At 58.7% G+C, this 20,786-nt stretch carries 19 protein-coding genes and 1 other annotated feature; of the genes, 8 read left to right on the top strand and 11 right to left on the bottom strand.

Annotated elements, in window-relative coordinates; all coding sequences use genetic code 11:
- Positions 1-330: 330 nt before the first annotated feature.
- The 7 genes from QZL71_RS06305 to QZL71_RS06335 form a co-directional block, all read right to left on the bottom strand.
- Positions 331-1,002: a sigma-70 family RNA polymerase sigma factor gene (locus QZL71_RS06305; RefSeq protein ID WP_097776626.1), complete on the bottom strand. Its 672-nt coding sequence runs from the start codon at positions 1,000-1,002 to the stop codon at positions 331-333.
- 27 nt (positions 1,003-1,029) lie between these two features.
- Positions 1,030-1,464, bottom strand: coding sequence for an anti-sigma F factor (gene spoIIAB / locus QZL71_RS06310; protein ID WP_118529244.1), 435 nt, complete (start codon positions 1,462-1,464; stop codon positions 1,030-1,032).
- Positions 1,465-1,467: 3 nt separating this feature from the next.
- Complete coding sequence (locus QZL71_RS06315) at positions 1,468-1,785, bottom strand: STAS domain-containing protein (protein WP_097773870.1); 318 nt, start codon at positions 1,783-1,785, stop codon at positions 1,468-1,470.
- 96 nt (positions 1,786-1,881) lie between these two features.
- Positions 1,882-3,147, bottom strand: coding sequence for a folylpolyglutamate synthase (locus QZL71_RS06320; RefSeq protein WP_207699028.1), 1,266 nt, complete (start codon positions 3,145-3,147; stop codon positions 1,882-1,884).
- Between the two features lie 3 nt (positions 3,148-3,150).
- Positions 3,151-3,663 (bottom strand): VanZ family protein, encoded by a 513-nt coding sequence (locus QZL71_RS06325; RefSeq protein ID WP_155115897.1) that lies wholly within the window; start codon positions 3,661-3,663, stop codon positions 3,151-3,153.
- A 1-nt stretch (position 3,664) separates the two neighbouring features.
- Positions 3,665-6,370, bottom strand: coding sequence for a valine--tRNA ligase (locus QZL71_RS06330; protein ID WP_097780825.1), 2,706 nt, complete (start codon positions 6,368-6,370; stop codon positions 3,665-3,667).
- A gap of 59 nt (positions 6,371-6,429) precedes the next feature.
- Positions 6,430-6,651 (bottom strand) — a binding site (T-box leader).
- 190 nt (positions 6,652-6,841) lie between these two features.
- The gene (locus QZL71_RS06335; protein WP_294648303.1) at positions 6,842-8,629 is read right to left on the bottom strand and encodes a bifunctional homocysteine S-methyltransferase/methylenetetrahydrofolate reductase; all 1,788 of its coding nucleotides are present in this window, start codon (positions 8,627-8,629) and stop codon (positions 6,842-6,844) included.
- A gap of 151 nt (positions 8,630-8,780) precedes the next feature.
- On the opposite strand from QZL71_RS06335, the gene QZL71_RS06340 reads away from it, so the two are divergent.
- From QZL71_RS06340 to QZL71_RS06360, 5 genes are all read left to right on the top strand, one after another.
- Positions 8,781-9,386: a GNAT family N-acetyltransferase gene (locus QZL71_RS06340; RefSeq protein ID WP_223388034.1), complete on the top strand. Its 606-nt coding sequence runs from the start codon at positions 8,781-8,783 to the stop codon at positions 9,384-9,386.
- The gene (hflX, locus tag QZL71_RS06345; RefSeq protein WP_294648304.1) at positions 9,383-10,648 is read left to right on the top strand and encodes a GTPase HflX; all 1,266 of its coding nucleotides are present in this window, start codon (positions 9,383-9,385) and stop codon (positions 10,646-10,648) included. Before QZL71_RS06340 ends, hflX begins: the two co-directional genes overlap by 4 nt.
- A 531-nt stretch (positions 10,649-11,179) precedes the next feature.
- Positions 11,180-11,620 carry an Lrp/AsnC family transcriptional regulator gene (locus QZL71_RS06350; RefSeq protein ID WP_005945452.1) on the top strand — a complete coding sequence of 147 codons (441 nt, stop codon included), beginning with the start codon at positions 11,180-11,182 and terminating at the stop codon, positions 11,618-11,620.
- A gap of 151 nt (positions 11,621-11,771) precedes the next feature.
- The gene (locus tag QZL71_RS06355; RefSeq protein ID WP_154261153.1) at positions 11,772-12,329 is read left to right on the top strand and encodes a DUF4358 domain-containing protein; all 558 of its coding nucleotides are present in this window, start codon (positions 11,772-11,774) and stop codon (positions 12,327-12,329) included.
- A 103-nt stretch (positions 12,330-12,432) separates the two neighbouring features.
- Positions 12,433-13,434, top strand: a complete 1,002-nt coding sequence (locus QZL71_RS06360; RefSeq protein ID WP_005945443.1) for a glycosyltransferase family 2 protein — start codon at positions 12,433-12,435, stop codon at positions 13,432-13,434.
- Between the two features lie 51 nt (positions 13,435-13,485).
- Here QZL71_RS06360 and QZL71_RS06365 read toward each other — a convergent pair whose 3' ends face one another.
- Together QZL71_RS06365 and QZL71_RS06370 are read right to left on the bottom strand one after the other, a co-directional pair.
- On the bottom strand, positions 13,486-14,400 hold the full coding sequence (locus QZL71_RS06365; RefSeq protein ID WP_294648305.1) for an Ice-structuring protein: 915 nt from the start codon (positions 14,398-14,400) through the stop codon (positions 13,486-13,488).
- Between the two features lie 107 nt (positions 14,401-14,507).
- On the bottom strand, positions 14,508-14,849 hold the full coding sequence (locus QZL71_RS06370; RefSeq protein ID WP_005945436.1) for an arsenate reductase family protein: 342 nt from the start codon (positions 14,847-14,849) through the stop codon (positions 14,508-14,510).
- A gap of 115 nt (positions 14,850-14,964) precedes the next feature.
- On the opposite strand from QZL71_RS06370, the gene QZL71_RS06375 reads away from it, so the two are divergent.
- The 3 genes from QZL71_RS06375 (at position 14,965) to tsaD (ending at position 18,857) form a co-directional block, all read left to right on the top strand.
- Complete coding sequence (locus tag QZL71_RS06375) at positions 14,965-15,153, top strand: ferredoxin (RefSeq protein WP_005945433.1); 189 nt, start codon at positions 14,965-14,967, stop codon at positions 15,151-15,153.
- A gap of 119 nt (positions 15,154-15,272) precedes the next feature.
- Positions 15,273-17,846 (top strand): DNA polymerase I, encoded by a 2,574-nt coding sequence (gene polA / locus QZL71_RS06380; RefSeq protein ID WP_294648306.1) that lies wholly within the window; start codon positions 15,273-15,275, stop codon positions 17,844-17,846.
- 3 nt (positions 17,847-17,849) lie between these two features.
- Positions 17,850-18,857, top strand: coding sequence for a tRNA (adenosine(37)-N6)-threonylcarbamoyltransferase complex transferase subunit TsaD (gene tsaD, locus QZL71_RS06385; protein ID WP_005945426.1), 1,008 nt, complete (start codon positions 17,850-17,852; stop codon positions 18,855-18,857).
- Positions 18,858-18,910: 53 nt separating this feature from the next.
- Here the strand turns inward: tsaD and ribF are convergent, their stop codons facing one another.
- Together ribF and truB are read right to left on the bottom strand one after the other, a co-directional pair.
- The gene (ribF, locus tag QZL71_RS06390; RefSeq protein ID WP_097780831.1) at positions 18,911-19,828 is read right to left on the bottom strand and encodes a riboflavin biosynthesis protein RibF; all 918 of its coding nucleotides are present in this window, start codon (positions 19,826-19,828) and stop codon (positions 18,911-18,913) included.
- Positions 19,829-19,845: 17 nt separating this feature from the next.
- Positions 19,846-20,730 carry a tRNA pseudouridine(55) synthase TruB gene (truB, locus tag QZL71_RS06395; RefSeq protein ID WP_120079719.1) on the bottom strand — a complete coding sequence of 295 codons (885 nt, stop codon included), beginning with the start codon at positions 20,728-20,730 and terminating at the stop codon, positions 19,846-19,848.
- Between the last annotated feature and the right edge of the window lie 56 nt (positions 20,731-20,786).

Here is a 20,786-nt window from a genome sequence, read left to right on the forward strand (position 1 = left end):
AAAGGTTCCTTACAAGTTTTTCGATATTGTTCAATTTTCAAGGTCCTGTGCGCCTCAGCCTTGCGGCTGAAAGCTTATTTATTTTATCACTTTCGTGATAAGCTGTCAAGCACTTTTTGAATTATTTTTGAGTTTCTTGTCGAAGCTCATCGATTCTTCACGTTAGGACGTTCCTTCTGAAGTGTTTCATTCTGTCGGATGTCCGCCTGACAGTAATGTATTTTAGCACAGCCTTTTGCAAAAAGCAAGCATTTTCTTCATATTTTTCGCAAAAATCCGGCTTTTGGCTTTTTGCCCAGTTTTTTCCTTTTAATCTGGAAAGTATGACATCTAATCTTCTAAAAGTCGGCGGCGCAGCTGCACCAGTATCTTGCGTTCCCGCCGGGAGATCTGCACCTGTGTGGTATGCAGCACCTTTGCAGTTTCACTCTGGGTCTTGTTGCCATAAAACCGCAGGCGGATCAATTGCCTGTCCTGTTCCGGCAAAGCGTGAAGCACCTCTTCCAGACTGATACGTTCTGCCAATGCTTCTTCCGGGGATTCTACTGGAATATCCATCTGCCGGTCCTCTTCTTCATTTTCCGGGGTCAGGCTCATGGCAGGCTGTGCCGCCTGAATGGCAAGTGTGATGTTCTCTGTAGGTTCATTCAATTCTTCCGCCAGCTGAGAAAGGGTCGGCTCCGTACCGCACACTTTCATGTGATGCTCCCGTGCCGCCTGTACGCGCATTCCCAATTCTTTTAAGGAGCGGCTCACCTTGACTGTGCCGCTGTCCCGGAACAGCTTTTTGATCTCGCCTAAAATTACCGGCACTGCATAGGTAGAAAAGCATACGCCGCGGCTCTCATCAAAATTATCGCAGGCTTTTACAAGTCCCATGCATCCGGCACTGTACAGGTCATCGTACTCTATGCCCCGCCCGCGGAAGCGCCCGGCGCAGGCGTGCACCAGCCCCAGATTCTGCTCAATGAATGCGTCCCGCCGGGTCTTATCCGATACCATGCTCCTGCCTGCCTTTCCTGTTATGTATCATTCTCTCTGGGCCAGACGCTTGATGAGCAGCACCTTTGTACCCTTGCCGGGCTTTGAGATGACCTTGACCTTATCCATAAAGCTCTGCATCACCGCAAAGCCCAGCCCGGAGCGTTCCTCCGGGTTTCCGGTGGTGAACAGCGGTTCCATGGCCTGCGGGATATCCGGGATGCCGATGCCCTTATCTGCCACCGTGATGTGCACCTCCCGCCCGGGATAGACTGCAATGCTCATGGTCACCGGCCCGATGTGGTCCGGGTAGGCATGGACGATGCAGTTGGTCACCGCCTCAGACACTGCCGTTTTGATATCGGCCAGCTGCGGCACGGTGGGGTCGTACCGGGCAAGAAAGGCCGCCGCTGCGCCCCGGGCGTAGCTTTCGTTCACACTGAGGGAATCGAACTGGATCTTTGTTGTGTTTTCCGCTTTCATGGTTTATTCCTCCTTCTGTCCTGCATCCGTGCAGGGGATGCGCGCCAGCTGCAGCACCTTTGCCAGCTGGGACGGTGTGTGCTGCACCCGCAGTGCCGTGCCCAGTGTGCGGGCAATGCGCTGCCGCCCCAGGATCAGCCCTACACCGGATGAATCCATAAATCCGACCCCGCCAAAATCCAGGATCATGGTCTGCGGGGCACGGCTGACCAGTGCATCATCCAGCTGGATGCGCAGGCTTTGCGCCGCATCGTGATCGATCTCGCCCGCAAGGTAGGCATAAAGCACATCGCCCGCCGGGCTGAAGCTTACCGTTGCCATGGTTTGTCCATCTCCTTTGCCAAAAATAAAAAGATCCCGTACACATGGTTTCAGTGTACGGGATCTTTCGTTTATTTTTTAGGGAAGCGTGTCGGCTCAGCTATTCACCAGCAGTTCGGCCGCTTCCAGCGCGGCAGCTTCACCGCCGCAGACCAGCAGGCCGCGGCGGGTGTTGGCATGAGCCAACTCCACTGCTTCGGCAATGCTGGTGCACATCTCGGCATCAAAATGATACTTTGCCTTTTCGGTCAAACGGGCCGTCATCTCGTCATCGCCGCCTGCCGGGGTGACAAGATACACCTTATCAAAGGGGTTCTCACTCATGCCGGGCATGGTGGACTTATCCTTTTTCTGCTCTTCAGGAGTCAGGCCGGTCTCCAGTGCGGAGAAGAACGCTTCGGCTCCCTCCTCCTCTGCCAGACCGATGATGGCGCTCATATGGCGCACCTTGGCCATGTTGAGCACACGCAGCAAGGCTGCTGCCTGCTGCGGGGTGCGGCAGGCATCCAGAATGATAAGTGGGCGCTGCGAGATGACCCGGATGCTGCTGCGATTCTCCACCGCAGCCAGACCTTCCAGAATGGCATCGTCGGTAACATCAAAGCCCTTGCGGCACAGCGCCAGCGAAAGCTCCACAGCCATGGCAGCGCTGCCCGCCGCATGACGGCCCAGAAAAGCCAGCGGCACGGTATATCCGCCGTAGTCCACCTTGCTGGCAAACTTTTCTGCCTCCAGAAAGGTGATATCCTCCGGGTCCGGCACCACCAGCTCACAGCCGCACTTGCCTGCGGCCACGATCAGCTCGCTGAGTACAGACTTGGGCTGCTCCGGCGCGGTGACGCAGATGCTTTCCTTGCGCATGACACCTGCTGCCAAAGCCGCAAGGCGCTCCACCGAGCGGCTCACACCGTCCGGGCCGACCGAGGTGACGGCGCACACCGGCATGCCGGGCAGCGCTTCCGCAAGGCCCGCATCCGGCAGTTCCACCACGGCCAGCGTGCAGCCCGCTGCGCCAAAGCAGTTGGCCGCAGCAGCCAGCTCCGCTGCATCCTGCGGCAGGGCTTCTGCTGCGGAAAGGGCATCCGCAGTCAGAGCCAGCAGGCCCTCGTCCACCGGGGCATCATCGATGCAGATGCGCTCCGACAGCGGGCGGCATCCGGCATGGTACAGGCCGGCATGGATCCCCTGTGCGTGCAAGATGGCCGCCAGCAGGCGGGCCGTCACGGTCTTACCTGCCGTGCCTGCCACGCCCACGAACTGCACCTTCTGCACTGGCGCGGTGAACGCGGCGCGCAGCTGTTCGGTGGAGGCAAAACCGTCCGGCAGGGCGGCAAAATACTGATTTGCCTGTTCGATGGTCATTGGTTACTCCTTATTACGATGGTTGAACAACAATCTGCACAGCGCCATGAGCACCAGCGCCGTAAGGATGCCCGCCAGAACACCGGCTGAATCCAGCCACACATCGGTGACCTGACTGCTGCGTCCGGGCGAAAAGATCTGGATGGTCTCATCGGTCAGCGCAGTGAGCACGCCGCCCAGCATGGGCACGCTGATGTGCCAGATATACTGCCGGGTATACACCCGCATACACAGCATGAGCAGAAAGCCCTCCAGCATATACTCGCAGAAGTGTGCCAGCTTGCGCACGATGTGGTCGGTCAGGCGCTGGGCAAGGGCCGGATGGCCCAGACGGCGCAGAGCCGCCTGCAGCAGAGTGAGCACCCGGCTGCTGGACACAGTAGACACCGAGGCGATCTTCATGGAATTGGAAAAGATGAACGCGATGCAGCCGATGAGAGCAAGGGTAAAGATCACCCGCCCTGCGGTCACCCACGGCGAAGTGCGCTGTGTGCTGCTGTTATATTCCCCGCTCAAATCAGCCCAGAGCCTTGATGCTCTGCTCGATGTTGGCCAGCTTATCCTGGCTCTTGGCGTACTTATTGCGGATATCCTCCACCAGTGCCGCCGGGGCGCGCTCCACGAACTTGGGGTTGTTCAACTGGTTCGCGAACATGGCCATTTCCTTTTCGGCCTTGGCCTTTTCCTTGTTCAGGCGGGCCAGTTCCTTGTCGCGGTCGATCAGCTCCATCATGGGGATGAAGCCGCGGGCGGCGTGGGTGGACACCTGCACCATGCCGTCGGTGCTGCCCTCGTACTTCTCGGTAAAGGTCACGTCGGTGGCAAAGGCGAACTTTGCCAGATAGACCTGTGCCTTCTGGAAGGGTGCTGCGTCGGCGGTCTCGATGATCATGCTGGTCTTTTTGGCGGGGTGGACATTCATCTCGGTGCGCATGGTACGCACGGCCTTGATGTAGTCCATGACCTTTTCAAAAGCTTCCTCTTCGTCGGCCCAGTTGTGAGCTTCGTCAAAGGTGGGCCAGCTCTGGGTCATGATGGTCTCGGCAGAGCCGGGCAGAGCCTGATACAGCTCTTCGGTGATGAAGGGCATGAAGGGATGCAGCAGCTTGAGGGCCTTGTCCAGCACATACACCAGCACACGGCGGGCGGTGTCGGCCTGCTCGGCATCGCCGGAGTTCAGGCGGGGCTTTGCGATCTCGATGAACCAGTCACAGTAGACATCCCAGATAAAGCTGTTGATCTTGGCAGCGGCCAGACCCATCTCGTAGTGGTCGAGGTTGTCGGTCATGGCACCGGCCACCTGATTCAGCTTGGTGAGCACCCACTTGTCGCTCATGTCCAGCTTGTCCTCACTGGGCAGGCCCGGGGTAAAGTCCTCGGGCAGGTTCATCAGCACAAAGCGGGTAGCGTTCCACAGCTTATTGGCAAAGTTGCGGGCAGCCTCCACCTTCTTTTCGATATAGCGCATGTCGTTGCCCGGGGTGGAGCCATCCACCAGCATAAAGCGCAGGGCATCTGCACCGTACTGGGCAATGACTTCCAGCGGGTCGATGCCGTTGCCCAGACTCTTGGACATCTTGCGGCCCTGACTGTCGCGCACGATACCGTGGATGCAGACAGTGCTGAAGGGTGCCTTGCCGGTGTAGGCCAGACCGGAGAAGATCATGCGGCTGACCCAGAAGCCGATGATATCGTAGCCGGTAACAAGGGTGTTGGTGGGGTAGAAATACTTGAGGTCTTCGCTCTCTTCATTGGGCCAGCCCAGCGTGCTGAAGGGCCACAGAGCGGAGGAGAACCAGGTATCCAGCGTATCGGGGTCCTGGGTCAGCTTTGCGCTGCCGCACTTGGGGCAGGCGCAGGGAGCGGACTTTGCCACCACGGTCTCGCCGCAGTCGTCGCAGTACCATGCCGGGATCTGATGGCCCCACCACAGCTGACGGCTGATGCACCAGTCGCGGGTGTTCTTCATCCAGTTCATATAGTTCTTGGTGAAGCGCTCGGGCACGAACTTGATCTCGCCCTTTTCCACGCTCTCGATGGCAGGCTTTGCCAGCGGCTCCATCTTGACGAACCACTGCTTGGACACCATGGGCTCGATGGTGGAGTGGCAGCGGTAGCAGGTGCCAACCTCGTGCTTGAGGGGCTCGATCTCCTTCAGGAAGCCGCCTGCTTCCAGATCGGCCAGAATGGCCTTGCGGGCCTCGAGGGTGGTCATGCCGGCGTACTTGCCGCAGTCCAGCACCTCCGGCTCATTGATGGCGTTCTTGCCGGCGGCGAACAGGGCATCGGCAGCAGCCTTGTCGGCAGCACCGGTCATGTGGCCGTCGTAGGTGAACACGCGCACGATGGGCAGGTCGTGGCGCAGGCCCACTTCAAAGTCGTTGGGGTCGTGGGCGGGGGTGATCTTGACCACACCGGTGCCCTTGGTCATGTCGGCGTGCTCGTCGCACACAATGGGGATCTCCTTGTTCAGCAGGGGCAGCACCACATGGCAGCCGTGCAGATGGGCATAGCGGGGGTCATCGCCGTTGATGGCAACAGCGGTATCGCCCAGCATGGTCTCGGGACGGGTAGTAGCCAGCTCCAGCATCTCGCCGGTCTCCTTGACCGGGTACAGCAGGTGCCAGAAGCTGCCATCCTTCTCCTCGTACTCCACCTCGGCATCCGAAATGGAGGTGTTGCAGTGGGGGCACCAGTTGACCATGCGGTTGCCGCGGTAGATCAGGCCCTTGTCGTACAGGCGCACGAACACTTCCTTGACAGCCTCGGAGCAGCCCTCGTCCATAGTAAAGCGCTCACGATCCCAGTCGCAGCTGCTGCCCAGCTTCTTCAGCTGGCTGACGATGCGGTTGCCGTACTTGGTCTTCCATGCCCATGCACGGTCCAGAAAACCATCGCGGCCCACCATCTCCTTGGTCAGGCCCTCGGCACGCATGGCCTCCACCACCTTGGCTTCGGTAGCGATGGATGCATGGTCGGTACCGGGCACCCACAGGGCGGCATAGCCCTGCATCCGCTTGGTGCGGATGAGGATGTCCTGCATGGTGTTATCCACCGCATGGCCCATGTGCAGCTGACCGGTGACGTTCGGGGGCGGCATGACGATGGTGTAGGGTTTCTTGTCGGGGTCTGCCTTCGTGTGGAAGTAGCCGCCGTCCAGCCAGAACTGGTAGATGCGGTCTTCCACCTGGCTGGGATCATACTGTTTTGCAAGTTCTTTCATAGGGTCCTCCCAGTAAAAAATGATGAAGTGGGACGAAAAAAGCCGTCCCACGGAACGTTCCATGGGACGGCTGTAATAACCGCGGTACCACCCAAATTGCGCAGAGCATCCTGCGCCCCTTGATGCCCCGGTAACGTGGGACAGCTCCGAGAGCGGCTTGCTCTTCAGCTCACCGCTCCTGCTCCAAAGTGACAGCACACCGCCGGGCCATACCGGGTTTTCAGCAGCCCCCGGCTCTCTGGATGGCAAAAGCGATGCACACTCTTCTTCAACGCATTTATAAAAAGAATATAGCGTTTTTTGTGCGATTTGTCAATTACTTTTTCTTCAAAAGAATTTATCCCGCTGCATCTTACGGTTTAGGCCTTATTCGTGAAAGCGCGTTTGGAGTGGCCCACAGGCCACGACAAACGCAAATATAAAAAATATTTTTTCCGCTATCAATGGCCAGAGCAAACGCATCGGCCATTTTCAATCCGCGATCCCTTCATCCTTCAGCCTTGCAATGAGCCGCTCCATCAGGGCGATGCGGTTGAAGGGGGTCATCAGGTAAAAGCCGTCTGCATAGGGCGCTGCAGCCTGCGCGGCCTTCACCGAGACTTCCAGCCCCAGCTCTTCGCCCTGCACACGGTCCAGCCCGGCAAAACGCTCGATGATCTCAGCATCCACATGGATGCCGTTGACCTCGTTCTCCATAAAGATGGCGTTGCGCTGGCTCACCACCGGCATGATGCCGGCCAGAATTTTCGCCTTTTCGCCCAGCGTTTCGCGGGTCTTTTTCAGGTTCACCACCGCCTGTGCGGAGAGCACCGGCTGGGTAAGGAAGCCGCTCATGCCATTTTGCAGCTTTTCCTGTGCGCGGCGCAACTCCACATCAAAGTTGCGGGCGTTCAGGTTCAGCGCACCGAACACGGTGAGGGGCGAGGGCATCTCCCGGCCCTCCCCTGCCAGCGAGACGATGTACTGCGCCAGCTTGCGGGAGTTGAACTGGTACACGTTTTTCACCTCGTCCCGCTCCGCGGTGGGGATGGGGTCGCCGGTGATGGCCAGCACCTCCCGCACGCCCTCGGCGTACAGGCCCAGCAGCAGGGCCTTTGTGGCGTTCAGATTGCGGTCGCGGCAGGTCATGTGGGGCAGCACGTTCAGCCCTAGCTCCCGGTGCACCCGGCAGGCCACCAGCGAAGAATCCATCCGTGCCCGGGCAATGGGACAGTCCGCAATGGTCAAAAGGTCTGCACCAGCAGCCTGCAGGCGGCGTGCACCGTCCAGATAGCCGGTCAGGTCGGCATCCTTGGGGCTGTCCAGCTCAATGGCGATCACCTTTTTGCCCGCGTTCAGCTTGCGCAGGAAGGCATCGTCTTTTTCCACCTCCGGCTTTGCGGCAGTGGAGACTGCTGCTGCCGGGGCTGCAGGCAGTGTTTCCGGCAAGGCATCCAGTGCCGCACGCAGGGCCGCAATGTGGGCAGGCGTAGTGCCGCAGCAGCCGCCCAGAATGCGCACACCCTCGGCAGCAAGGCGAGCCAGCTCCCGTGCAAAATATTCCGGCTTGCCCTGATACTGCACCCGGGTGCGTGTGACCACCGGGTAGCCCGCGTTGGGCATCACTGCAAGCGGCAGCTTTGTCTCGCCAAGCTGCTGCACCAGCGCACGCATGGCACCGGGAGCAGAAACGCAGTTCAGGCCCACAGCATCCACTGCACCGCAGGCAGTCATGCTGCGCACAAGCTCTGCGCAGTGACGGCCCTCGCGGGTGTAGCCGTCCGGCAGCACTGCAAAGGACACCAGCACAAAGGCATCCGGCACTGCTTCTTTGATCTGCCGCGCGGCTTCGGCCACACCGGCATCGCTGCTCAGCGTCTCAAACAAAAAGTTCTTTGCACCCAATGCGGCAAACCGCTCGGCAAGGGCCGTATAGATCTGTGCCGCCGGGAGTGCCTCGGTGTCCGGGGCCGGGCCAAGATCGGCAAACACGGCAGCGCTGGTCTTTGCAGCGGCCTGTGCAGCCAGTTTCCAGCCTTCGTCCGCCATGGCCTCCCACATGGGGTTCTGCGCTGCTGCCATGCGCGGCAGGCCGAAGGTGTTGGTCTTGATAGCATCGGCACCCGCTTCCAGATACGCGCGGTGCACGGTCAAAATGCCGTCCGGGTCCAGCAGGTTTGCCTGCTCACATTCCTGCCCGGGCTTTGCCTTATAATATGTACCCATGCCGCCATCGAACAGCAGCGGGCGCTTTTTTAAAATTTCACGCACATCCTTCATGAGGGAGTTCTCCTTTTTCCTACAAAAACGCTTGGCTTTCAGTTTAATGCACAAATGCCGTCCGGTCAAGCGTTTTTTCACGGCGGCGCTTGCAGGAACGCAAAATTTGTGCTATCCTATGCATACTTTATAAAGTGGGGAGGTGTGTGCCATGCGCCATGCCGGAACGCAAACGCTTGAGACCGACCGGCTTTTCCTGCGCCAGCTTCTGCCCGAGGATGCCGAGCAGATGTATACGAACTGGGCATCCGACCCGGAAGTGACCCGCTTTCTGCGGTGGGAGCCGCACAAAAACGCGCTGGAGACCGTAGGTCTGCTGGCGGCATGGGCCACCCTTTACCCGAACCCGGACTACTACCAGTGGGCCATTGTGGAAAAGGCTTCCGGGCAGGTGTTTGGCAGCATCAGCATCTTCAATGCTCTGCTCGGTGACCCGGCACAGAAAGCGCTCTGGCCGCAACAGGACTGCACAGACGGCATCTGGGAAGCAGGCTACTGCATCGGGAAGCACTGGTGGAACCATGGTTTTGCAACCGAAGCTTTAAAAGCAGCAGTAAACTACTGGTTTGAGAATACAGACGGCGGCTGGCTCACCTGCTGCCACGCAAAAGAGAACCCTGCCAGCGGCCGGGTGATGGAAAAAGCAGGCTTTCTCTACCACCACGATGCCATTGATCATAAATTTGACGGCACACCGGTGGAGTGCAGAAGCTATCTGCTGACAAGAGAACGATATAACAGAAAGGACTTACTTTGAGCGAACTTTACGATATTTTGGTAGAAACACCCCCGACGAAGGTCATTCTGCTGGCGCTGGATCAGGGCCTGTGGGACTGCGAGCGCAGCCTTGCAGAGCTTTCCGCCCTGTGCGAAGCAAACCACATGGAAGCCGTGGCACAGGTGACCCAGAAGCGCCAGACCCCGGAGACCGGTATCGTGCTGGGCAGCGGCAAGCTGGAGGAAGCATCCCTTGCCGCCGAAACGCTGGGCGCGGAATGCGCCGTATTTGACGGTGAACTGACCGGCAGCCAGATCCGCAACATCTCCAATGCGCTGGGCGGACTGGAAGTGATCGACCGCACCATGCTGATCCTTGAAATTTTCCGCAGCCGCGCCGTCACCAACGAGGGCAAGCTGCAGACCGAACTGGCCCTTCTGCGCTACCGCCTGCCCCGTCTGCAGGGCATGGGCGAAGCGCTCAGCCGTCAGGGCGGCGGTGGCGGCGGCGGCGGTGGTGCCCGCCGCGGTGCCGGTGAGACCAAGCTGGAACTGGACCGCCGTCATGTGCATGCCCGCATCGATGCGCTGGCTGAAAAGCTGGCCGAAATGGAAAAGCGCCGGGGCGAGAGCCGCAAGGCCCGTGCCAAGACCGGGATGCCGGTGGTCAGCCTTGTAGGCTATACCAACGTGGGCAAATCCAGCCTGATGAATGCTCTGTGCGGCCCCAGCGTAGCGGAAGCGGACATGCTGTTCGCCACACTGGACCCCACCAGCCGCAAGCTGATACTGCCCAGCGGCATGGCGGTGCTGCTGGTGGACACGGTGGGCTTTGTGTCCCGCCTGCCCCACAATCTGGTGGAAGCCTTCAAGTCCACGCTGGAAGAAGCGGCATGGTCGGACGTGATCATCCGTGTGGCAGACGCAGGCGATGAGCAGCGGGAAGAGCAGCTGGCCGTCACGGACGAGGTTCTGGACGGGCTGGACTGTGCGGACATCCCCCGCCTGACCGTCTACAACAAGTGCGATAAGCCGGGTGCCATGAGCTTTGACCCGGACATCCTGCTCACCAGTGCCAAGACCGGCTACGGTCTGGACGCCCTGCTGGCAAAGCTGGACGAGATGCTCAGCGACCGGGTGCACACCTTAAAGGTGCTGCTGCCCTACGATAAACTGGGCCTTGCCGCCCCCATGCGGGAGCGGGGCAGCGTGCAGGTGGAGGAATACCGGGAGGACGGGCTGTATCTGGAGGGCATCGTCAAGACGGAAGACCTGCACTGCTTTGAAGGGTATCTGGTCTGATAGGCGTACACGATCTAAATCGCCTCCGCTGTGCTCCGGCTATCATCAGCGGAATAATATTTTGAGATAGAACAAGCCCGGAAAGTCTGCGGACTTTCCGGGCTTGCATTTTCACGGGCGGGGTCGCAGCCGAAAGCAGCTGCTCTATGGGTCGAGTACATTGTCTGCCACTGCTTTTTTCAAAAAGAAAAAATCCCCAACAAACACAAAAACCCGCCTGGCAGCGGGCTTTTGTGTATAGAGGGGTGGGAAAGTATATAAAGTGGTGAATCTCAAATTCAAAGCGGCAGGCGCTTTCTGTTCTGCGCTGCCTTGCATGATGTATTATACCCCTTTTTATTTTCTTGTCAAACAAAATTTTCCGGTTTTGCTTTAAATTAAGTCTTTACTTTTTCGGTAAAACTTTATATAATTAACGCAAAGCAAAGCAAAAGCAAAATTTTTTGGCTTTTGTATGTTTGCACCAACAATAAAACTTTACTTTCAAAAAATTTTATACAATCCAACATATTTTCAAAAGGAGTATTCCCCATGGATGATCTGGATCGTAAGATTCTCTCCCTGCTGGCAAAGAACGCACGGATGCCGGTCAAGGAGATCGCCGAGCAGGTATCGCTGACCAGTCCTGCTGTTTCCAGCCGCATTCACAAGCTTGAAACGGATGGCATCATCAGCGGCTACACCGTCACCCTGAACCGTCCCGCTGACCGGATGTATGTGGATGCCCTCATCAGCCTTTCGGTAGCACCTTCCAAGCAGGATGCCTTTCTGGAGCTGCTGCAAAGCAGCAAGGAAGTGCTGCAGTGCTACCACGTCACGGGTGCATACACCTTCCTTGTCAAGGTGAGCTGCGGCAGCATGCCCCAGCTGGAACACCTGATCCTGCAGTTCCAGAAGCTGGGCACCACCAGCACCCAGATCATCCTTTCCACGCCGGTGAACCACGGCGAGCTGGATGCCCTTATGCTGTAACGCTGTTCATAAAATAGTTACGTTTGCGGTGCAATTCTGCCGGGGCGTTCTTTCGTATTATGGATAGCAGGCGCAAAACAGCACACAATAGCTTCAAAACCGCTGCGCCCGCTTTCACACGAAGATTTTCACACACGAAAGGATTTCACTTATGAAACGTATCATTGCTTCCCTGCTTGCCGGTCTGTGCCTGCTTGCTCTGGTGGGCTGCTCTGCCGGCAGCAAGGCCGACTCTTCCGCCCCGAAGGACTACTCCCAGATCATCCACGATGCCCGCACCGACGAGGACAACGAATACGATATGATCTTTACCAAAGGTGAGGACGGCAAATTCACCGCCATCGACGGCTACAGCGCCGAGTATGAGGCCGACCAGCTGAATGACGAGCTGAAAGACATCGTGTTCCCCCTGCTGGGCCTTGAGGACGGCAGCTACGAGAGCTTTGCCGCCTCTGTTTCCTCCATGATGGTGCGCAGCTACGCCGTTGCCATCGTAAAGCCAGCCGAGGGCAAGACCGATGCCGTGAAAGCCGCACTGGAAGCCTATGTGCAGAGTGAGCAGCAGTCCATGGAGCACTACCTTGAGGATCAATATCTGGTCGCCAAGGCGGCCACCGTCACCGTAGCTCCCACCGGTGAGGTGGTTCTGGTGTGCGCCGAGGACCACGACACCATTCTTTCCAACATCGAGAAAGCCCTTGCCGCATAATTTTTGCCCTGCCGAAGCCGCATCCTGCCGGGATGCGGTTTCTTTTTGTGTGCAGATATGCTATACTGTTCCCGTGAACTTGCACTGAAATACAGGAGTATTTATGTATAAAGCGACTATCGTGATCCCGAATATCAACGGCAAGGGCTGGCTGAAGGATTCTATCGAGTCGGTCTATGCCCAGACCGAACAGAACTTCCGGCTCATTGTGGTGGACAACGGTTCCACCGACGAAAGCCTTGAGCAGGCCCGCAGCTATTGCAGCCGCGAAAATTTCACCCTCATCGAAAACGGCACCAATACCGGCTTTTCCCATGCAGTGAATCAGGGCATTGCGCTGGCGGACAGTGAATATGTGGTGCTGTTCAACAACGATGCCTTTGCCGAACCCCAGTGGCTGGAAGAGCTGATCCGCACCGCTGAGACCGACCCGAAAATCTTTGCAGTGCAGAGCCTGATGATCCGACACTTCGACCGGGAGCTGGCCGACGATGCCGGCGATTATGTCACCTGGATGGGCTTTGCCTGCAAGACCGGCGATGGCCGCCGCGCCAGCCGCTATACCCGGCAAAAGCGCATCTTCTCGGCCTGCGGCGGTGCGGCGCTCTACCGCAAGAGCATTCTGGACGAGATCGGCAATTTTGACGAGAACTTCTTTGCCTACTTTGAGGATGTGGACCTGAGCTGGCGCGCCAACAATGCAGGCTATAAAAACCTGCTCTGCCCCACCGCCAAGTGCTACCACATCTGCGGTGCCAGCACCGGCGCGGTGAAGTACAACGCCTTCAAAAGCCAGCAGAGCGGCCGCAACAGCATCCTGCTGCCCCTCAAGAACGAACCGCTGCTGATGCTGATTTTAAACTTCATCCCGCTGGCCGTGGGCTACCTGCTCAAGTGCTACAAGTTCCACAAACAGGGCTTTGGCGAGGCATGGGACAAGGGGATGCACGAAGCCTTTGCCCTGCTGAAAAGCGGCAGGCTGGGCAAGCGGCCTTTCCGCCTGAAGGATCTGCCCAACTACATCCTGATGGAGCTGTGGATGATCTGGAACATGGTGCCGTACCTGTGGTACCGACTGGTGATCGTAAAATTTGACCTCAAATAAAAAATACCGGATACGAAGCATCTGCCTTGTATCCGGTATTTTTGTTTTGTATTATGCCGCCGGGCTGGCTGTGCTTTCGTCCGCCTGTGCCTCGGTGCTGTCGGCGGGCTGTTCCTCCGCCTGTGTATCCACGCCCTCGTCTGCAGCGGTGCTGTCTGCCTCAGCCGAAGCAGAATCCGAACCGGCTGCTGCAAGAATGGCATCCTGCACATCGCTTTCTGCCATGGGTTCCGGCACATTCGCGGCCGGTGTGCTTTCCATGCTCTCGGCCTTGGTCTCGCTCTCGGTCAGGCCGGTGAGATACCAGCTGCCGCTCTGGCGCTCGAACAGATAATCCATGTACTTGGTGGGCGTATCCGAAGAAACATTGATGATGCTGTCGTCCGTGCTGGTGGTGGGGATATAGCCCACGGTCACATGCAGCTTGCCGCTGCGCTTGAACAGCTTGGTGACGACAGCGCGGTAGTAGCCCACCGTGCCGGTGACCGGAATCTTATAGCACTGGGTGGCATCGTCAAACTCGATGGTCATATCCTCCATCTCAAAGCTGCGGTGGGTCAGCTTGAAGCCGGGGCCAAGCAGCTTTGCAAGGTAGGCATCCACATCCAGCGAGGGCAGCAGCAGCTGTTCGGTGTCGGGGTCGGTATTGTAGTTGTCAAATCCGCCCTGCGTTTCCTGAATATTATAGATGCAGCCCCACACCGCAGCTTCGCGCAGAGTCAGGTCGTCGATGTTCTCAATGCCGTCAAATGGCATGGGGTCAAACAGCACAAGCCCTTCCAGCTTATCTTCATATTCCTGCTTTTGGGCGGTATCATCGAACAGGTTCGCCACCGCGCCCACACCGGCCCGCAGCACGGTAACAAAGCCCACGATCACCAGAATGGCAACCAGAAGGCCCAGTGCCTGCCGCCCGCGGCGGCGCTGCATCCGGGCATGTTCTTCAGGGGTAATATAATGTTTCATAGTTGTTTTATCTCCCAGGGTTCTCAAATGCTACAGTGTCCAGTATACCACATACCGGCCCATTGTGCAAAACTATGCCCGTGGTTTTTTTGTGAAAAGCGCATTCCTTATTCCCATGTCTTCCACACATCGGGCTGGTAGCCCACGGTGGCCTTGCGGCCATTGCGTACAATGGGCGTTAAAAACAGCTGCTGGTTCTCAAACAGCTTGTCCTCCTTCTGCCAGTCCACCAGTGCGTCCAGAAGTGCAAGGGTCTGCTTGTCCTTCGCATTGGGGTCCACCAGCTTTTCCCAGCCGCCAAGAGCGCGGGCCACGTTCTCGAACTCGCCGCGGCTCATCTCTTTTTCCTTGAGGTCGATCATCTGGAACTTGATGCCGCGCTCCTTGAAATAGCGCTGGGCCTTTTTGGTATCAAAGCACTTGCTTGTGCCAAAGATCTGAATATTCATGGTCTGTACCCTCCTGAATTTTTATTGTACCACATCCTGTGCCCTCTGCATAGGCATAATTCGCAGCCGGATGGGCCATACTGCCCGCAGGGCATTATCAGAAGGAGGTTTTTCTATGAACGCATATGTTGACCCTGATCTGTGCATTGGCTGCACCCAGTGCGCCGGGCTTTGCCCCGCCGTGTTCCAGATGGAAGGCACGCTGGCCGTGGCCCAGCCCGGGCCGATCCCACCGGAGGAGGTGCCGCAGGCTGTGGACGCAGCCAACGCCTGCCCGGTAAGCGCGATCCGCATCGAGGAGTAAGAGGGAAGGCCGTCAACCATGTTGGCGGCTTTCTCTCTTTTTTACGCAAAAATCCCCCGCTGGGCACGGTTTTGTGGTATAATGCAGAATGTGTAATAATGCAATGGAGGAACACGACTATGCGTTTACTGGTCATTGACGGCAACAGCATTGCCAACCGTGCTTTTTTTGGCATCAAGCTGCTGACCACCAAGGACGGACGATACACCAACGCCATCTATGGCTTTCTGAATATCCTGCTCTCCCTGCTTAAGGAGTGCGAACCCGACGAGGTGGCTGTTGCCTTTGACCTGAAGGCTCCCACCTTCCGCCACAAAATGTACGATGGCTACAAGGCCACCCGCCATGGCATGCCCGAAGAGCTGGCCCAGCAGATGCCGGTGCTCAAGGAACTTCTGGCAGACCTCGGCTACCGCACCGTCACCGCCGAAGGCTGGGAAGCGGATGATATCCTTGGCACGCTGGCCGCTGCCTGCGCCGCCCGGAAGGACGACTGCTTCCTTGCTACGGGAGACCGGGACAGCCTGCAGCTGGTCAGTGACACCACCACTGTGCTGCTTGCCGCCACTGTCATGGGACGCAGCAAGACGGTGACGATGGACGTGGACGCCATTCAGGAAAAATACGGCATCCAGCCCAGACAGCTCATTGAGGTGAAGAGCCTGATGGGCGATGCTTCGGATAATATTCCGGGCGTGAAGGGCATTGGTGAAAAGACCGCCCTGACCCTTGTGCAGAACTTTGGCACGCTGGAAGGCGTGTACGAGCACATCGACGATAAGCTCATCAAGCCCAAACAGCGGGAACATTTGCTGGAATGCCGCGAGATGGCCCAGCTGAGCCACACCCTTGGCACCATCCGCACCGATGCCCCCATCGACACGGCCGAGGGCACCTATGCCGTGGGCGAGGGCAACAAAGCCGAGGCCGTGCGCCTTTTGCAGGAATTGGAGATCCACTCTCTGATCCCTCGCTTTGGGCTGGACGGCATTGCACCTGCCGCCCCGGAAGAAGAGGACGGCATCGAGCTGGCTGAAGCAGAGCTGGAAGCTCTGCCGCTGGCCCCTTCCGGCACCTATCTGGTGGCATCGCGCCCGGCCGTGATGGGCAAGCAGGGCACCCGCAACGTGGTGCTGCAGCCGGAGAGCTGGTACGCCGTGCAGGACTGCACCGTTTACCCGCTGGAGGATGCCGACCTTGTGCGCCTGCTGGACAACGCAGACGTAACGCTGGAAGTGTTCAATGCAGCGCCCCTCTATGCCAAGGCCATGGCCGCAGGCGGCTGGGGCAGCAGCATCGTGTGGGATGGCAAGCTTGCCGCCTACCTGCTGGATGCATCCGCTTCCAAGTATCAGATCAGCGAGCTGACCGCCAGCTACCGCGCCGTTGCTGCCTTTACCTGTGCCGATTACCCGGATGCAGGCCGCCTTGCAGACCTGTTCTGCAAGATGAAGGCCGAGATCACCGCCTGCGGTGAGGACAGCCTTTACAACGAGATCGAGTTCCCGCTGGCACAGGTGCTGGCCGATATGACCCGCACCGGTGTGCTGGTGGACAAAGACGGCATCGAGCAGTTCGGCGTAAAGCTGCGCACCGAGCTGGAGCAGGTGCTCACCCGCATCCACATGGAGACCGGCAGCGCCAGCTTCAACCCCAACAGCCCCAAGCAGTTGGGCGAAATGCTGTTTGACACCATGGGCCTGCCCCACGGCAAAAAGACCCAGCGCGGCTGGTCCACGGATGCCGAAACACTGGAAAGCCTGCGGGATTACCCGCTGGTGGAGGACATTCTGCAGTACCGCGCCTACCAGAAGCTGAACTCCACCTACGTGGAGGGCCTTTTGAAGGTGATTGGCGAGGACGGCCGCATCCACTCCACCTTCAACCAGACCGAGGCCCGCACCGGACGGCTCTCGTCCGATAACCCCAACCTGCAAAACATTCCCATCCGCACCGAGCTGGGCAGCCAGCTGCGCGCCTACTTTATTGCAAAGCCGGGCTGTGTGCTGGTGGATGCCGACTACAGCCAGATCGAGCTGCGCATTCTGGCCCACATTACCGGCGATGAGCACATGCAGCAGGCGTTTTTGAACGGCGAGGACATCCACCGCAGCACCGCCGCAAAAATTTACGGCATCCCGCAGGAAGAAGTCACCTCCCGGCTGCGCTCTTCTGCCAAGGCCATCAACTTTGGCATCATGTACGGCAAGGGCGCTTACAGCCTTGCCAAGGACATCGGCGTGACCGTGAAGGAGGCAGATGCCTTCCTCAAGAACTATCTGGCCGCGTTCCCCAAGGTGAGCGGCTACATGGATAAGACCATCGCGGACGCCAAGGCCTGCGGCTATGTTTCCACCCTGTTCGGCCGCCGCCGTGCTTTGCCGGAGCTGGCAAGCAGCAACTTCAATGTGCGTTCCAGCGGCGAACGCATGGCCCGCAACACCCCCATTCAGGGCACTGCGGCCGACGTGATCAAGCTGGCCATGGTGCGGGTATGGAAGCGGCTGCGGAACGAAAAGATGGAAAGCCGCCTGATCCTGACCGTCCACGATGAACTGATCGTGGAGGCACCGCAGGCTGAAGCCGAAAAGGCTGCGCAGATCCTGCGGGAGGAAATGGAAGGCTGCGTGCAGTATGCCGTGCCCCTGAGCACCGATGTGCACGCAGGCAAAAACTGGCTGGAGGCCCACTAAAACATGATTATTTTGGGAATTGAATCCACCTGCGACGAGACCGCCGCAGCTCTGGTGGAGGACGGCCGGCACCTGCTGAGCAACGTCATTTCCACCAGCGTCAAAGAACAGGCTCTTTACGGCGGCGTTGTGCCGGAGATCGCCAGCCGCCGCCACTGCGAATTTATCAGTGCTACGGTCAAAAAAGCCCTGCTGGATGCAGGCAAGACCATCGACGATGTGGATGCCGTGGCCGTCACCTTTGCGCCGGGCCTGATCGGTGCAGTGCTGGTGGGCGTGAATTTTGCCAAGGGTCTGGCCTACTCGGCCAATAAGCCTTTGGTGCCGGTGCACCACCTGCGCGGACACATTGCCGCACTGTACCTCACCCACCCGGAGCTGAAGCCGCCCTTCCTCTGCCTTGTGGCATCCGGCGGCCACAGCCACATTGTGGAGGTGCAGGACTACACCCATTACCACATCCTCGGCCACACGGTGGACGATGCCGCCGGTGAAGCCTTTGACAAAGTGGCCCGCACGCTGGGTCTGCCCTATCCCGGCGGCCCCAGCGTGGCCAATGCCGCCAAGACCGGCAACCCCAAGGCCTACCGCCTGCCGGTGCCCCATGTGGACGGCAAGTACAACGTGAGCTTTTCCGGCCTGAAAACCGCCGTGCTCAATGAGGTGAACAAGGCCCAGATGAAGGGCGAAGAAATCAATGTGCCCGACCTTGCCGCCAGCTTTCAGGACCGCATTGCGGGCATTCTGGCCGAAAAGCTGCTGCTGGCCGCAGCGGACACCGGCGCAAAGCAGGTGTGTCTGGCAGGCGGCGTTGCCGCCAACGGACGGCTGCGCCAGCTGGTGAACGACGGTGCCCAGAAGCTGGGTGCAAAAGTTTATCTGCCGGAGCTGAAATTCTGCGGTGACAACGGCGCTATGATCGCGGCGCAGGGGTATTACCAGTACATTGCAGGCCACACAGCGGGCCTTGAACTGAACGGTCTGCCCACTTTACCCATCGACTACGAATAAGCAGTAAAAAAAGACCTGCCTTTCCGGGATCTCCGGAAGGACAGGTCTTTTTCTTATGCAAAATATTCCTGTGCACGCTTTGCAGCGTTGTTGATGCAGGCCCGCAGCTCGTCCAGCGTATCAAACTTTTTGCTGGGGCTGAGGTAGGCGTGGAACTCCACCACCGGGTCGGTGCCGTAGAGGTCGCCGGAAAAGCCCGGGATAAAGGTCTCACAGGTCACCTTGGTGGCATCATCGTTGACGGTAGGGCGGCTGCCAAGGCCTGTGGCCGAAGGATACCATTTGCCGCCGATAAAGGTGCGGGTGATATAAATGCCGCTGCGGGGCAGCTGAAAGCCCTCGGGATACAGCTGGTTGATGGTGGGCACCCCCAGCGTGTGGCCCAGACCTGCACCGTGCTGCACCTCAAACCGGATGGCGTAGGGCATCCCCAGCATGGCGTTTGCTGCCGGGATGTCGCCGCCTTCCAGCGCGGTGCGGATGCGGGTGGAAGACACCGGCTTTTCCTCAAACTGCGCCATGGGCACCACGATCACCTCCACGCCCAACGGAGCGCAGAGGGTGCGCAGCAGCTCCGGGTTGCCGGCCGCTTTGGCACCAAAGGTAAAGTTTTCGCCGCAGACCAGCGCACGGGCATTGCAGTCCCGCACGATGCCCAGCACGAACTGCTCCGGGGTCAGGCCCTTGATCTCCTCAAAGTCCGGCGTGAGGTAATACTCCACGCCAAGGCTTGCGATCAGAGCATGCTTATCCGCTGTGGAAAGCAGACGCTTGCCCTTCATCTTATTCACCACCGGCAGCTTGAAGGTAAACACCGCCGGGGCGGCATCGTGTTCTTTGGCCCACTGCACGGCGCTTTCGATCACCGCACGGTGGCCGATGTGGATGCCGTCAAAAAAGCCCATTGCCACTGCGGTGCCTTTTTCCGGCTGCGCCAGCGGCAGCGGTGCAAATTGTGAAATGATCTGCATGGGTTTTGTTTCCTTTTTCAATTACGTTCTACGAACAGTTTTTCCACCCGCAGCACACCCTGTACGATATTGGCAAGGCCCAAAAACTGTCCGGCGGCATTGCGCACCCGGTAGCGGCCATCTGCTGCCGGATACCGGCTGGTGGGGCAGCCGTTGTACAAATGCTGTTCCACCCAAGGCTCCACCACCAGCAGCGGCAGGCTTTCAAACACGCTTTCCACCGGCAGCATCAGCGCTTCCAGTGCGTCCATGCCCTGCTCTTTTGCGGCAAGAATTTCCTCCAGCGTGTGGGCATCGGCTTCGGTGTACACGCCCGCTGAGGTGCGGCGCAGTGCGCTCATGGTGCCCTTCTGGCCCATGGCGGCGGCAATGTCTTCCAGCAATGTGCGGATATAGGTGCCCTTGGAGCACGTTACATCCAGCACATACTCATTTTCGGCAGGGCTGCCGCCGTAGGTGATGCTGTAAATTTCAATGGGGCGCGCCTTGCGCTCCACGGTCACGCCCTCACGGGCCAGCTTATACAGCGGCTGACCGTTCAGCTTGATGGCTGAGTACATGGGCGGCACCTGCATCTGCGGGCCGATGAACTGCGGCAGCACGGCCAGCAGTTCCCCTTCGCCCGCCGTGACCGGAGCCGTTTCCAGCACAGTGCCGGTCACATCACCGGTGTCGGTGCGCGCGCCCAGTTTTAAAACCGCACGGTAGCTTTTATCGTGGTTCAGCTGCAGGTCCACTGCCTTGCTGGCACCGCCGCAGAACACCGGCAGCACGCCGGTGGCCATGGGGTCCAGCGTGCCGCTGTGGCCCAGCTTGCGGGTGCCCAGCACGCCGCGCAGCTTTGCCACCACATCAAAGCTGGTCCAGTCCATGGGCTTGTCAACGATCAGGATGCCCTGCATTTATGCTTCCTCCTGCGGTGCGTCCAGCTCGGCTTCCACCTCTGCCAGAATTGCAT

The organism is uncultured Faecalibacterium sp. (assembly GCF_900066275.1).
In the GTDB taxonomy this organism is placed as follows: Bacteria; Bacillota; Clostridia; order Oscillospirales; family Ruminococcaceae; genus Faecalibacterium; species Faecalibacterium taiwanense.